The organism is Pseudarthrobacter oxydans (assembly GCF_013314975.1).
GTDB classification, from domain to species: Bacteria; Actinomycetota; Actinomycetes; order Actinomycetales; family Micrococcaceae; genus Arthrobacter; species Arthrobacter oxydans.
This window is the reverse complement of the sequence record NZ_JABTYH010000054.1, coordinates 1-13,235: the sequence shown is the minus strand read 5'-3', so window position 1 is coordinate 13,235 and position 13,235 is coordinate 1. Positions and strand designations below refer to the sequence as shown.

Here is a 13,235-nt window from a genome sequence, read left to right as displayed (position 1 = left end):
TCCTTCGGCTGGCCGCATCGATCAAGACCGGCACCGTGACGGCCTCCTTGATGATGCGCAAGCTCGGTGCCTACCCGCGCCAAAACGGGCTCGCCACCGCGCTGCGGGAACTGGGCAGACTGGAACGGACCCTTTTCCTGCTGGATTGGCTCCAAGATCCCGGCTTGCGTCCCAAGGTGACTGCCGGGCTGAACAAGGGCGAGGCCCGGAACACCCTGGCCCGGGCAGTGTTCTTCAACCGCCTCGGAGAGATCCGCGACCGGTCCTTCGAGCAGCAGCGCTACCGGGCTTCAGGGCTGAATCTTCTCACCGCAGCCATCGTTCTCTGGAACACCGTCTACCTCGACCGGTCCATCACTACCCTGAACAGCGACGGCAAGGCCACTGACCCGGAGCTGCTGCGGTTCCTCTCGCCCCTGGGGTGGGAACACATCAACCTGACCGGCGACTACACCTGGCCCCGCGCCAACCACATCAAACCCGGCAAATACAGGCCGCTACGACGCTCGGCAAAACCTTAGCGTCGGATATTTCACTTTTTCACAAGCCGCCCCTAGTCCCGGGGAGGTCGGTGACCGCCACGGCGGTGCCTGACCCCAAGCGCGCTGCGAGGTGGTCGAACATCGCCTTCCCCGGCGATACGCAAGTTTCTGGTCGCTCTGGATTTGGGTGCAGGAGTCATTACCCACGGGGATGCGTGGGGCCGCCGTTTAGTTTTTGGCGTCATCCGCGGTCAGGAGTTGCGCGATGCGGTAGGTGACGAGTTCACGCATGACAAGTCCGGTATTTGTGCGTTTGACGCCGTCAGTGCCGAGGATTCGCCCGGCGATGCGGTACAGATCGTCCGCGTCGCGGGCGACCACGTGGACCAGCAGATCGCTGACTCCGCTCAATCCCTGTACTTCCAGGACCTCTGGTATCTCGCCAAGGGCCTTGCCTACAGAGGCCAGTTTGCGTTGCGTGACCTTGGTAACGACGTAAGCACTCAGTGGGTAACCGAGGAATGCGGGGTCGATTCTGCGCTCGAAGGAGCGCAGCGCTGCTTCTTCCGCATATCGGGCGAGCCGGGAACGGACGGTATTGCGGGCGAGTCCCGTGGACTCGGCAACGGCGATGTTTGTGGCGTCAGGGTCGGCGATGAGCGCTTTTAGCAAAGCCGCATCGATGGGGTCAGCCTTCCGGTGTGTGGTCATTTTGCTTAGTCTCCTGAAACGGTACGGGTGATCAAATGCGCATTTTGCTCATTTTACACAACACAGCTTGCGCAGAGTGTTTATGCATGGTGGACTTATGAGCAATCCCCGCCGCGGTATGAGCGATCACTGGCTATCTGCCACCGGTCAGCTGGGGGCAGCTTCACGAGAGCTGCCCCTCCCCGTCCACCCCCTGACGGGTCTTTTAAACCCCTCCTCGATTTCCCCCGAAAATTATTAGTTGAAGGCACTCTTATGAACCTGAGCCCTGTCAGTGAGGATGTGGCGGCGGATGCTGCTTCGTTCTACGGCGATCCGCGTTTGGATGCCTTGGCCGCGATCGAGCGTCGTGTGTTGTGGCTTTCGACCTCGATCATTCACCACGCGAATCGGGTGCGCCCGAACGTGTCCGGGATCAAGGTCGGCGGGCATCAGGCTTCGAGTGCCTCGATCGCCACGATCATGACCTCGCTCTGGTTCGGCCAGCTCCGTCCGGAGGACCGGGTGTCTGTGAAGCCGCATGCCTCCCCGGTGCTGCATGGGATCAATTATCTGCTGGGCAGCCTGGAGGAGAAGTACCTCACGACGCTGCGGGAGTTCGGCGGGCTTCAGAGTTACCCGAGCCGGTCCAAGGACCCGGACCCGGTGGACTACTCCACCGGTTCGGTCGGTATCGGTGCGACGGCGCCGATCTGGGGGGCGATCTCGCGGCGTTACACCGAGACGGTGAGCGGGGTCCCGAGCCGGGGGCGCCAGTATTCGCTCGTCGGTGACGCCGAGCTGGACGAGGGGGCTGTCTGGGAGACTGTCCTGGATTCCAATGTTGCCGATCTTGGTGAGATCGTGTGGATTGTTGATCTGAACCGGCAGTCCCTGGACCGGGTCGTGCCCAACATCGCCGCGGGCAAGTTCGAGCGTCTGTTCGCGGCTGCCGGCTGGCAGGTCATTACCGTGCGCTTCGGGCACCTCCTGGAAAGCCTCATGGCCCGCACCGGAGGCGATGCCCTGCGGGAACGCATTGTTGAGATGTCCAACCCGGAGTACCAGCGGCTCCTGCGTTGCTCCGCCGAAGAGCTGCGCCGCCGCCTCCCGGGTGAGGGCGCAGGGAGTGAGGCCATCGCCGGCCTCATCGCGGGCGTCGAAGATGAGGTGTTGATCCGGGCGATCAGGAACCTGGGCGGCCACGACCTGGCCGCGCTGCGCGAGGCCTACTCGCAGATCGATGACACCAAACCGACCGTCATCATCGCCTACACCGTCAAGGGCAACGGCCTGCCCACCGAGGGCCACCCGCAGAACCACTCCTCGCTGCTCACGGTCGAGCAATACCGGCAGCTCGCAGACCGGATGGGTGAGAACCCTGATGCCCCCTGGACGCGTTTTGACCCCTCAAGCCCCGAGGGGCAGCTGGTCCGGACAACGGCTGAAACCCTCCATCGCGACACCCAACCGGTCGTGGCGCCGCCGACAGTTCCGACTGATTTCGGCCGGACCCCCTCGGGCACGGCAACCACGCAGGCCGCACTCGGGCGGGCGCTGCTTGACCTCAAGCGGGCCGCGCCCGAGGTCGCCCGGCGCGTCGTGACCGTCAGTCCCGACGTGAGCTCCAGTACCAACCTCGCCGGCTGGGTGAACAAGGTCGGCGTGTGGTCCGTTGAAGAGCGCCAGAACTGGTTCAGTGACGACGCCGAGACCGTGATGCACTGGCGGGAAAATCCCACCGGACAACACATCGAACTCGGCATCGCCGAAGTCAACCTGGTAAGCCTCCTGGGCGAGCTCGGCGCGACCTGGAGCCGCTGGGGCCAGCCGCTTTTCCCGATCGGTGTGCTCTATGACCCGTTCGTCGAACGCGCCCTCGAACCCTGGTCCTACGGTATCTACGCCGGCGGGCAATCCATCCTCGTCGGGACACCGTCCGGTGTCACGCTAGCCCCCGAAGGCGGGGCACACCAGTCCATCAAGACCCCCTCCATCGGGTTGGAACAGCCCGGGTGCACCAGCTACGAACCGGCATTCGCCATCGACGCCGAATGGACGCTGCTCGCCTCCATGTCCCAACTCGGCCGACCCGAGGGCAAATCCGCATATCTGCGGCTCTCCACCAAACCGGTCGACCAGCAGCTGGCCGCCGTGCCCGAGGACCCGGCCGCCCGTGAGCGTCGCCGCCGCCAGGTGGTTGCCGGCGGTTACGTGCTGCGCGCGGCCACCGACCCGTCCGCGACGATCGTCACCATGGGAGCCCTGGTCCCCGAAGCACTGGCAGCCTCCGAACGCCTCGCGGCCCACGGCACCCCGGTCGACGTCGTATGTATCACCAGCCCGGGCCTGCTCTACGAAGCACTCCAGGGCCGCAACGGACAGAACCAGGACGCACCCTCCTGGATCCTGGACCAGATCCTGCCACCAGAACGTGCCGTTCCCATGGTCACCGTACTCGACGGACACCCCCACACACTCGCGTTCCTCGCCGGCGTGCACCAGGTCAAAAGCCGCAACCTCGGCGTAGACAGCTTCGGCCAGGCCGGTGACATCGACGACGTCTACCGCTACCACGGCATCGACGTCGACAGCATCGTCCGCGCCACCCTGGACCTCACCCAATGACAGACACGACGACAACGACGTTCACTCTGCCAGCGATGGGAGCGGGCGGAACGGTCGCGCCCCTTTCGCGCTGGCTGAAAAAACCAGGAGATCCGGTCACCGACGGCGAGCCGTTACTCGAGGTGGCGACGGACAAGGTCGATACCGAGATATCTGTTCCCTTCTCAGGCACGCTGGTCCGTATCCTCGTCCACGAGGAGGACGCCGTCGAAGAGGGAACCGAACTAGCCGTCATCGAACACCTGACGATCGCGCAGCCGGCTTCTGTTCCCCAGCCGCCGCCCGTGGCCGGCCCCTCCCAGGACAACCCGTCGGCCACCGCCAGGGCGTTTTCCCCGGAAGCCGGCCCCGGAGCTGGTGGTTCTGTCACCGGCCCCTCCCAGGGCATACCGGTTCCGTCCTCACTCGCGCCTGCGGTATCTTCCGTTTCTGTCGCCGTCCGGGCCGGGGAGCGCCGGGAGAAGCTCACGCCGATCCGGCGCGTGATCGCGGACAGGATGATGGAGTCAACAGCGCAGCTGACCACTGTCGTGGAGGTCGACGCGTCACCGCGGTTTCCAGGATGAGAAAGAGCTACAAGGCCGAGGGTCGCAAGATCTCCTACCTTCCGTTCTTTATCAGGCCGCCGTCGAGGCTCAGCAGGTCTATCCGGTGTTCAACACCACGACCGCGAACAGTGGCACGGAGCTCGTTTACTATGACTCGGTCAACCTGGGCATCGCAGTTGATTCGCGCAAAGGACTGATGGTTCCTGTGGTGCGCAATGCCCAGACGAAGGGCGTTGACGAGATCGCCGCGGCTGTGGACGATCTCGCCGGCCGGTGCGTACCGGCAGCATAACTCCCGGTGACATGGAGGGCGGGACTTTCACGATCACCAACACCGGCAGTAGGGGCTCGCTGTTCGATACCCCCAACCTTAACTACCCGCAGACAGCAATCCTCGGCACCGGGGCCGTTGTGGAACGCGTCGTGCCTCTCCCCTCAGAGGATGTCCGTATCGGGCATCAGATCCTTTGTCTACCTGGTCCTGACCCACGACCACCGGATCGTCGACGGAGCAGACGCCGCCCGCTTCCTCTCACAAATCAAGACACACATCGAAACAGGCGCGGCCGACGGAATCTCTAAGCCGTGGATCCGGTGTGGGCCAACGAGAGGCTATGGATTAAGCCAGCCGCCAGAGCGAAAGGAGCACCGGCATGAGCCTGCACCAACAGTCCAGGGACAGCGTCCTCCTCAACGGGCGGGGCTACAACCGCGTCGGCGAGGCCGCGAAGGAAACGTTGTTAGCCCTGACCATCCAGAATCCTACGGCTACCGGGGCCAGCCAAACGCTCCTCATGAAGCAGTGGAAGCGCCTCTGGCCGCAGGAATTTGTCGAGCTTCGCCGCGGTCTCCAGGTAGTTGGCACCGGATGGGTTGATGAAGTCACCCGGGACGGCAGTATCATCTGGATCCATCTGAGCGGCGGATGGGGTCGGGTGATGATCCACGAGGGCGGCGACGGGATCGACATGCCAAGATTTGAGATGGTAAATGTTCCTGCTGAAATGTCGGCCATGCCCAGCTTCCTGACACGGGCCTTCTCGACAGCTTCCTGCAGGAGCAGTCCGGCACCTAGCGTGGTCGGCACCGGAACCCCTAAACTCTGGGGACTGCATTGATGAATCCGGGCCCAACCGGGCGATGTTCGTGCGGGGTTGGAGGCCTTATCTCGGCAGCACAATTCCGAGCCGGGCCATCCGTCTGTAGATGGTGGCCCGGCTCAATCCAAGCTCGTCGGCCGCCATCCCGACGGTGATTCCCGGTCGGGAAAGGCACCGGACAATTTCGTCGCGTTCAAAGGACTCGATTCGCGTGAGATGAGGGCCGGGTGGCCCGGCTAGCGCGGGTGGCAGGTGCTGGACATCGATTGTCTCGGTACGCAAGGACGCGGCATGAATCACACGGAAAAGCTCGTCGATGTTCCCCGGCCAGTCGTAGCCGGTCAGTACCCGTTCCGCTGCGGAGCTAACGTCCACCTCACGCAGACGGGTCTGGCGGGCGGCGTATCGGGCCAGTGGCATAATGTCGCCGCTGCGCTCCCGCAGTGACGGGACCGATACGACCGTGTCGACCATGGCGCCGAGTGGTTGCGGGATCGCGGCCAGGTCATCGGAAGTGACTGCCCAAACCAAGGCAGGAGGGCTGCCGTCGGAAGCCGGCCGCAGTGACCGCAGCGCAGCGGTGGCACGCTCGTGCAGAGCCTGGGCGCCCCACGCGGGGAGAGCATCGACGTTCTCTACGATGACAGCGGTTTCGGGTTTGGCCAGTTCGGGGGTCCAGAGGGACAGCCACGCTTCGACGTCCTCGGGAGCGGGCGCCGCGGCGCACAGGATGCGGCTGCGCGGGTGCGCTTGGCGCAGTGCCTGGCCCAGGAGGGTGGCACGTCCTGTGCCTGGCTCACCGACCGCTGCCACCACTCGGCACGCTGCCAGGGCCCGTGTCGCCTGATCGAGTGCGTCGGTCCACACTGATGACATTGCTCGCAAAGTTCCCGAGCCGGGTTCGAACCGGCCCCGCTGAACCCGGAAGACCCCGCCGCGCGGTGCGGGTTTTCTTGATCGTCCCTGGGACCTGGCAAGCATAAGCGTGGACGTGTTGCTTGCCGCGGACTGTGCCAGGGCAAGCAGGAGTTCCGGTGAAGACTTGGACCAGGTGGTGATGTTGACGCTGCCTTCCAGGCGGCCGGTGACGGGATCCAGCACGGGAACTGCGGCGCACGTGTAGGTTCGTAGGCTGGCGCTGTAGTGTTCCTCGGCCCGCACGAGTGTGGGCGTGCGGTCGGCTAGGGCAAGCCCCAACCCGTTCGTTCCGGCGTCCCGTTCCGAGAACGCGAAGCCTGGTGCCAGGTACACCTTGTCCAGTGCCCGCAAAAGCGAGGTGTCGCCGCTGAACCGGTTGAGGACGAGCCCGTCTGCGTCGGTGAGCATGAGGCTGAGAGGTTCGTTAGCCAACGTGCTGTGCAGCCCGGTGAGGACTTCGCGCCCGCACTGGAAGAACAGCGAATCGCTCTCGATGTTACCGGCCCACGCCGGTTCTGCGGTTTCGGCCGAGACCCCATATTCTTCACTGCGCTGCCATGACGCGAGGAGTCGCTTGGCGGCAGTCATGATCTGGCCAGGTTGGGCCTCGCGGGCCAGCCTGGCGAGTCGTTCATCTTGGTTCGGCGCCATTGCCGCCTCCTTGGTTCTGTCACTCGAGAATACTGCGAGCCGGGAGTCCCGGCCGCATGGCGTGTCTCAAATTGAGACACCAGTCACACGCCTGGAGCCGTTGACCGGGCCTAACGTCATGGGGGACGCGACTATGGCAGTCGCGGAAGGAGAGACCAGACATGTACAGCAAAGACGGCGAAAACTACTTCATTGTGGACGCCCACATCGCCTTATGGGACGCCCGGCCGGAGAACCAGCGCAACATTCACGGCAAGCAGTTCATCGACTGCTTCTACGACTATCACCGCAATCTCTCCCCGGAGGCGGAGCAGTGGTCCTACGAGGAGTACCTCTACCAAGGCGGCGAACGCCTCATGAAAGACCTGTTCGACGACGGTTACGTGGATCACGCGATCTTCCAGCCGGCCTACCTCGGAGAATTCTACAAGAACGGTTTCGCGCAGGTCCAGGAGGCCTACGGCCTCGCGGCCGCCAACCCGGACAAGCTCACCTACAACCACTGCTACGATCCCCGGCACGGGGAGGCCGGCCTCGACCGGCTGCGGGCCGACCACGAAAAAATGAACTTCACCGGCGTCAAGCTCTACACCGCCGAATGGCATGGGGAATCGCGGGGCTACAAGCTCTCGGACCCATGGTCGTACCGGTACTTCGAGGAGTGCCGCAAGCTCGGCATCAAGAACATCCACATCCACAAGGGGCCCACCATCCGCCCGCTGGACCGGGACGCCTTCGACGTCGCGGACGTCGACCACGCCGCCTCGGATTTCACTGACCTCAACTTCATCGTCGAACACGTTGGCCTGCCCCGGCTCGAAGACTTCTGCTGGATCGCCACCCAGGAGCCCAACGTCCACGGCGGGTTGGCCGTCGCGATGCCGTTCATGCACACCCGACCCCGATACTTCGCCCAGATCATCGGCGAGCTCATCTACTGGATCGGGGAGGACCGGATCCAGTTCTCCAGTGACTACGCACTCTGGACGCCACGCTGGCTGATCGAGCGGTTCGTCGATTTCCAGATCCCGGAGGACATGACGGAGTACGCGCCGCTCACGACAGTTCAGAAGAAGAAGATCCTCGGGCTCAACGCAGCCAAGATGTACAACATCCCCGTCCCCGCAGAGCTCCAACTACCGAACGCAGAAGAGACCGCAACCGGACCCCGCCAGCCGGAACGGGCCGACCTGGCCGGCGTCCGATGACTGCCGTCCACGCGGAACCTTGCGCGGCCCGGGCGACCAGCAGGGTCACCAAAGAAGACGTTCGCGTTGCGCTGGGCGCCGTTCTCGATCCAGAACTCGACGAGCCGATCACGGACCTTGGATTCGTCCGCTCGTTGGAGGTCGCGGCCGGCAGTGACGGTGCCGTTGTGAGGCTTCATCTGCGCCTGCCCACCTCGTTCTGCTCACCGAATTTTGCCTACCTCATGGCCTCCGACAGCAAGGACGTCATCACGGCACTCAAAGGAGTGGCGAGCGTTACCGTCGAACTCGACGACCACCACGACTCCGACCTCATCAATGCCGGCTTAGCCGCCGACGCCGGCTACCGCGGCACGTTCAAGCACGAGGCGGAAGACAGCCTGGAGGAACTGCGATGGACATTCCGCCGGAAGGCACACACGGCCGCCATGGAACGATGCCTCACCGAACTCCTGCGGTCCGACCCCGACCTTTTGGAAACGGACATGGGGAACGTGCGTCTCTGGGACCTTCCGGAGGGGAGGAACAAAGAGGCACTGCTGCGCAGACGCACCGCCCTCGGCCTGCCGGGAGGAACGAACTCGATTGTCCTGGTCAACCACGAAGGCCACCCCTACCCCGCCGAGGCGGTGCCCATGGCATTGCGCCGTGCCCGCTCGACACGCATTTCCATTGACGGAAACGCCCACTTTTGCCGCGGCCTGCTCCGCACCCGCTATGACGGATCCGGCGCAGACCAGACCGCCCGGCCCGAAGGCGCCGAAGCCACCCCCAACCACGAACAACTTCCCTTTACAGTCAAGGAGACCCACCAATGAACACCATGCGAGCCGTCCAAGTGGTCGGCTACCACCAGGAACTCAAGATGGCCGAAGTGCCGGTCCCCAGCGTCACCGGCCCCCTGGACGTCGTGGTCAAAATCGGCGGGGCCGGAGTGTGCCGAACGGATCTGCACATCCTGGAGGGCCAGTGGGCTGACAAGTCCCACGTCCACCTGCCGTACACGATCGGCCACGAAAACGCCGGCTGGGTCCATGCAGTCGGGAGCGCCGTCACCAACGTGAAGGAAGGGGACAAAGTCATCCTTCACCCGCTCATCACCTGCGGCCTGTGCCGAGCCTGCCGCTCGGGCGACGATGTGCACTGCGAGGAGAGCAAATTCCCCGGCATCGACACCGGCGGAGGGTACGCCGAGTACGTCCTGACGTCCGCGCGCTCCGTCGTCAAAATCGACGATGCCCTGGAACCGGCCGACGTCGCCGCCCTGGCCGACGCCGGCCTGACGGCCTATCACGCGGCCGCTAAAGCAGCCAAGCGGCTGACAGCCCGGGACACCTGCGTGGTCATCGGAGCCGGGGGCCTGGGACACATCGGAATCCAGGTCCTCAAAGCACTCACCCCCGCCCGAATCGTGGTCGTCGACCGCAGCGCCGCCGCCCTGGACCTGGCAAGAGAGATCGGCGCGGACGCCGGCGTCCTCGCCGACGGGTCGCAGATCGACCAAGTCCTCGCACTCACCGGCGGAAAGGGCGCCCAGGCGCTGATCGACTTCGTCGGAGAAGGCGGCGCAACCGCTCAAGGGCTTGCAATGCTGCGCCAGGCAGGGGACTACTACGTCGTGGGCTACGGCGAGAACATCAACGTCCCCACCATCGACATCGTCTCAGCCGAGATTAACATCATCGGCAACCTCGTCGGCTCCTACAACGATCTGCAGGACCTCATGGCCCTCGCCGCACGCGGGGCCGTCACCCTCCATACCCAGAAATACACCCTGGACGACTTCCAGCACGCGATCAGCGACCTCGAAGCAGGCCTGGTGCGCGGCCGGGCCATTCTCGTGCCCTGAAAAGCTCACCCGGACTTCAACACATCACAAGGAGCATGAAATGAAACCGTACATAGGCGTGGGGTTATCTGTCGGCATACTGGCCGGCATCTGGACACAAGTAAGCATCGAACTGGGCCTCATCACCTGGGTGGCCTTCATAGCCTGGGCATGCTTCTTCGCCGCAGGCGGAGGAGCCCACGGATTCAGAAACGGCCTGGCGGCCAATCTGTCAGGAGTCGTCTACGGCTGGCTTGTCGCGCTGCTGACCACCGTGGCGGACTTCCCGGGCGTCCTGGCCGTCGGCGTGGGCGTTGCAGCCCTGGCCATGTGTCTGCAGGCAGGATGGGCCCCGCTGTCATTCATTCCAGGAGCTTTCGCCGGCACTGCTGCGTTTTTCGGCACAGCGCTCTCATTCTGGCCCACCGTAGCGGCGCTCGTGATCGGCGCAGGCCTGGGTTGGGCCTCGGCACTCATCGGCGACCGGCTGCAGCGACTCCTCATCAAACCAGAGGCTGCCGCAGGAGCCCGCGATCCTAACCATCCAGTGCAGACAGCCTGACCGTCATCTCGGCCGACCGGGCCGTCTCGATCCGGGCGGCCCACGAAGGAGCCGAAATTGATCTTCATCACCGCAAAATCCCAGGTCAAACCGGAGCACGCGGAGGCCTGGCCCGAAATCGCCAAGGACTTCACCGATGCAACCAACGCAGAATGCCCGTTCGGGTGACGGCCTGGCGGTCCCGGTAAGATCTCTCAACAAAAACAGCCATTGAAATGGTGCCGGTTCCTGTGAAAACCATGCGCCACCCCAACGGCCGACAGCTGCTATGTCAGTCGTTTCACCCCGGCCGCGGGGCTGAACTTAGTTCTGTTGCGAAGGAGAGCCACCCTCACTGGTGATCCGCGACGTGCAGCGGGTCTTAGGGCTGCTCTCCCACGGGCCCTCGCCCCTGGGGTAGCAGAACGATGCCTCCGGTGAATAGAAGCCCCATGTCACCTGAAGTGGGTCCGCAGGACGCAGCGCATAGACGGGATGGGTGGTGGGGTCAAGGAACTCGAAGCTGGTCACCCCCCAGCCTTCGGCCAGCGGAGCCTGGAAGGGATATATGCCGGTGGTCAATGTTTCTTCGACGCTGGCCAGGTAGCGGAGCTGGCCACGGCGGACGGCGGCGATGCCACCGCCCACAGCAACGGTCGTCCGAATGATCGGGGCACCGTTGGCTTCCTTTGTGGCAGTGAATGGTCTCGATCACCGATCCGTGCAGTCCGTCGAGAACGTCCTGGAAACTCTCGCCGGGTACGACGTGCACCCTCTTGACTCCGTGGGCGAGCAGGCTGTCGACAATGACATGTGCAGCAGTTTTGGACCAGGATGCTGATCGAAGTGGCCTGGTACTGCGTTCGACCGTCGTTTGGGTCATCGTCTGGTGGTGCTTTCTGTCGTTGGTGTCAGGGGCATCGCAGCGGACGTCGTTCTCTTGTCTTGCCAAGCGGAGTTCGGACGCCTCGCCCCATGCATTGTTCCGTGGTGGAGAGGCTGACGGAAAGGCTCCGGGCTTCACAGTGATTGAAGCCCGGAGCCTTAGATATCCGGTTGCTACTTTTCGTTCAGTGGGAGGGGATCGTTCTCAGAATCCACGTGCTCAACAGTGGTGAACACAATTTCGTTGTCGCCGACATTCTCGATGTCATGCAGCAGGTACTCTCCGGCACCGAAATGGAAGTGGCGGGTTTCTCCCGGCTGATAGGTTACATCGCGGGTGGTGCCGTCGAAGGTGTGCTGGCGGCTGCGACCGCCGTTGACTGCCGTCCAGAAGTAATCCAGGACATGGCGATGTACGTGCCAGCGCTCACCCGGGGCGAGCCTGATTTCCCAGACACGGACCCTGTCGTTTTCGCTCAGAAGCTTGGAACCGACGGCACCGTCGAATGCGTGCTCTTCGAACTCCTTTTTCAGTTCGTCGGACCACCCTTCGAAGTTGGTGCCGATGAGCTCACCGGCGAGGGGAAGATCGGAAAGGAATCGTGTTTCAGTCATGCGCTCAGCACCACTTTCAGGGCATCGGTTTCGGCTGCGTTTTTGAAGATTTTGTAACCCTTTTCCACGTCCGAGAGCTTCAGACGGTGGGCGATCAGGGCCGTAGGGCCAAAGGTTTCTGGGGAAATATCGTCTGGGATTATCGGGTCTGGGTGGTTGCGCCACTCGGCCTGCCCAGGTCCGAAATAAACGTGAGCCAGCATGGCTTCCCTCCGAGGTTGTGTTGAAGACTTGTGCACATAGACGCGGCGCGGGACGGGACTACTGTCCGGGTCCATAGAGGCCGAACCGGAGGTCCGGATCCCCAGGAGTCCACGTGTTTTGAAACTGGGAGCGTGCACCCATCCTGGTCACTCGGTCGATGAGGTCGCGGCCGACCTGAAGCTGTCCTGGTTCCCACTTGGCCAAGGCTGTTGCGACGTTGTCGTTTTCGCTCAGAGCCGCGGCTAGGGCCCAGGCGTCTGCGGCTGCTTTGGCGGGTAATTGAGCAGGCGCTTGCCAACTTCGAAGCCGTTGTCCGGGCCCGGGATCGGGTACATGCAGATGTGGGTGTCCGGGCCCACCGAGTATGTCAAAGAGCTGCCCAGTAACTCTGCCGTTTCGGGGGAGACGTCGCTTTCCAGAACCGTGCCGCGCCAGCCGATGTAACCCGAATAGGAGAGGCCGGCGTCGGGGTAAAGGCGCTTCCGCCCTACGGAGGTGATGCCGTCCGCGAAGACCACGAGATCGGCGCGCTCTGTCCTGCCGCTGACGAAGCGGACATCGACCCCCTCGGGGTCCTGATCGAACCCGACGGCGTATTCGCCCAGGACGTAGCTTTCTCGCCCGAAGTCCGCCAGCAGCGAGTTGTACATGACACTCCAGGAGCTGTAATGCCACTCGGCCTTCTCTTCGAAGATGACCTTGTTTTCTGCTCCCAGATAGCGGAGGAACTGCGTGGAAGTGCTGACGTCCTCAGGGGTGATAGTGCTTCGTTCCCTGAACCATCGAAGGGTGTCAGGCTGAAGGACGATGCCGCCTCCACGATTACCCAACTCGGTGGGCGTCCGTTCGAAGATCGTGACATCAAACCCTTGTTCCTTGAGTAGAAGGCCTGCGGTAAGTCCGCCAATGGACCCCCCCAGGACCAGCGCCCGCCTGC

Annotated in this window: 14 protein-coding genes and 2 pseudogenes; 10 read left to right on the top strand and 6 right to left on the bottom strand. The window is 63.4% G+C overall.

Going from position 1 to position 13,235, the window contains the following annotated elements; genetic code table 11:
• Positions 1-521 (top strand): Tn3 family transposase (locus tag HTS88_RS21330; RefSeq protein ID WP_174182096.1); only part of this gene is annotated, 521 nt, incomplete at its 5' end.
• A 189-nt stretch (positions 522-710) separates the two neighbouring features.
• Here the strand turns inward: HTS88_RS21330 and HTS88_RS21325 are convergent.
• A complete protein-coding gene (locus tag HTS88_RS21325; RefSeq protein WP_174182094.1) occupies positions 711-1,193 on the bottom strand; it encodes an Lrp/AsnC family transcriptional regulator in 483 nt (160 codons plus the stop codon).
• A gap of 255 nt (positions 1,194-1,448) precedes the next feature.
• Here HTS88_RS21325 and HTS88_RS21320 point away from each other — a divergent pair, with 255 nt between their 5' ends.
• From HTS88_RS21320 to HTS88_RS22060, 5 genes and pseudogenes are all read left to right on the top strand, one after another.
• Positions 1,449-3,800, top strand: a complete 2,352-nt coding sequence (locus HTS88_RS21320; protein ID WP_174182092.1) for a transketolase-like TK C-terminal-containing protein — start codon at positions 1,449-1,451, stop codon at positions 3,798-3,800.
• Entirely contained in the window at positions 3,797-4,366 is a 570-nt protein-coding gene (locus tag HTS88_RS22075; protein WP_217432812.1) for a biotin/lipoyl-containing protein, read from the top strand. Before HTS88_RS21320 ends, HTS88_RS22075 begins: the two co-directional genes overlap by 4 nt.
• Before the next feature lie 85 nt (positions 4,367-4,451).
• Positions 4,452-4,744: pseudogene (locus HTS88_RS22545) on the top strand (2-oxo acid dehydrogenase subunit E2); the annotation flags it as partial.
• 46 nt (positions 4,745-4,790) lie between these two features.
• Positions 4,791-4,895: pseudogene (locus HTS88_RS22540) on the top strand (2-oxo acid dehydrogenase subunit E2); the annotation flags it as partial.
• Between the two features lie 106 nt (positions 4,896-5,001).
• Positions 5,002-5,466, top strand: coding sequence for a hypothetical protein (locus HTS88_RS22060; protein ID WP_217432814.1), 465 nt, complete (start codon positions 5,002-5,004; stop codon positions 5,464-5,466).
• A 45-nt stretch (positions 5,467-5,511) separates the two neighbouring features.
• Here the strand turns inward: HTS88_RS22060 and HTS88_RS21310 are convergent, their stop codons facing one another.
• Positions 5,512-7,017 carry an AAA-type ATPase lid domain-containing protein gene (locus HTS88_RS21310; protein ID WP_174182090.1) on the bottom strand — a complete coding sequence of 502 codons (1,506 nt, stop codon included), beginning with the start codon at positions 7,015-7,017 and terminating at the stop codon, positions 5,512-5,514.
• 161 nt (positions 7,018-7,178) lie between these two features.
• On the opposite strand from HTS88_RS21310, the gene HTS88_RS21305 reads away from it, so the two are divergent.
• Genes HTS88_RS21305 through HTS88_RS21290 form a run of 4 tightly spaced genes read left to right on the top strand, consistent with a single transcriptional unit; the run spans position 7,179 to position 10,615 of the window.
• Positions 7,179-8,225, top strand: coding sequence for an amidohydrolase family protein (locus tag HTS88_RS21305; RefSeq protein ID WP_174182088.1), 1,047 nt, complete (start codon positions 7,179-7,181; stop codon positions 8,223-8,225).
• Complete coding sequence (locus tag HTS88_RS21300; RefSeq protein WP_174182086.1) at positions 8,222-9,043, top strand: iron-sulfur cluster assembly protein; 822 nt, start codon at positions 8,222-8,224, stop codon at positions 9,041-9,043. Before HTS88_RS21305 ends, HTS88_RS21300 begins: the two co-directional genes overlap by 4 nt.
• Positions 9,040-10,074, top strand: a complete 1,035-nt coding sequence (locus HTS88_RS21295; protein WP_217432810.1) for an NAD(P)-dependent alcohol dehydrogenase — start codon at positions 9,040-9,042, stop codon at positions 10,072-10,074. Before HTS88_RS21300 ends, HTS88_RS21295 begins: the two co-directional genes overlap by 4 nt.
• 40 nt (positions 10,075-10,114) lie before the next feature.
• Entirely contained in the window at positions 10,115-10,615 is a 501-nt protein-coding gene (locus tag HTS88_RS21290; RefSeq protein ID WP_174182084.1) for a DUF1097 domain-containing protein, read from the top strand.
• Positions 10,616-10,918: 303 nt separating this feature from the next.
• Here the strand turns inward: HTS88_RS21290 and HTS88_RS21280 are convergent, their stop codons facing one another.
• From HTS88_RS21280 to HTS88_RS21265, 4 genes are all read right to left on the bottom strand, one after another.
• Complete coding sequence (locus HTS88_RS21280; protein ID WP_174182082.1) at positions 10,919-11,242, bottom strand: hypothetical protein; 324 nt, start codon at positions 11,240-11,242, stop codon at positions 10,919-10,921.
• 411 nt (positions 11,243-11,653) lie between these two features.
• A complete protein-coding gene (locus HTS88_RS21275; protein WP_174182080.1) occupies positions 11,654-12,094 on the bottom strand; it encodes a cupin domain-containing protein in 441 nt (146 codons plus the stop codon).
• Entirely contained in the window at positions 12,091-12,297 is a 207-nt protein-coding gene (locus tag HTS88_RS21270) for a hypothetical protein (RefSeq protein WP_174182078.1), read from the bottom strand. Before HTS88_RS21270 ends, HTS88_RS21275 begins: the two co-directional genes overlap by 4 nt.
• 243 nt (positions 12,298-12,540) lie before the next feature.
• On the bottom strand, positions 12,541-13,235 hold a 695-nt coding region (locus HTS88_RS21265; protein WP_343045049.1), incomplete at its 5' end, for an FAD binding domain-containing protein.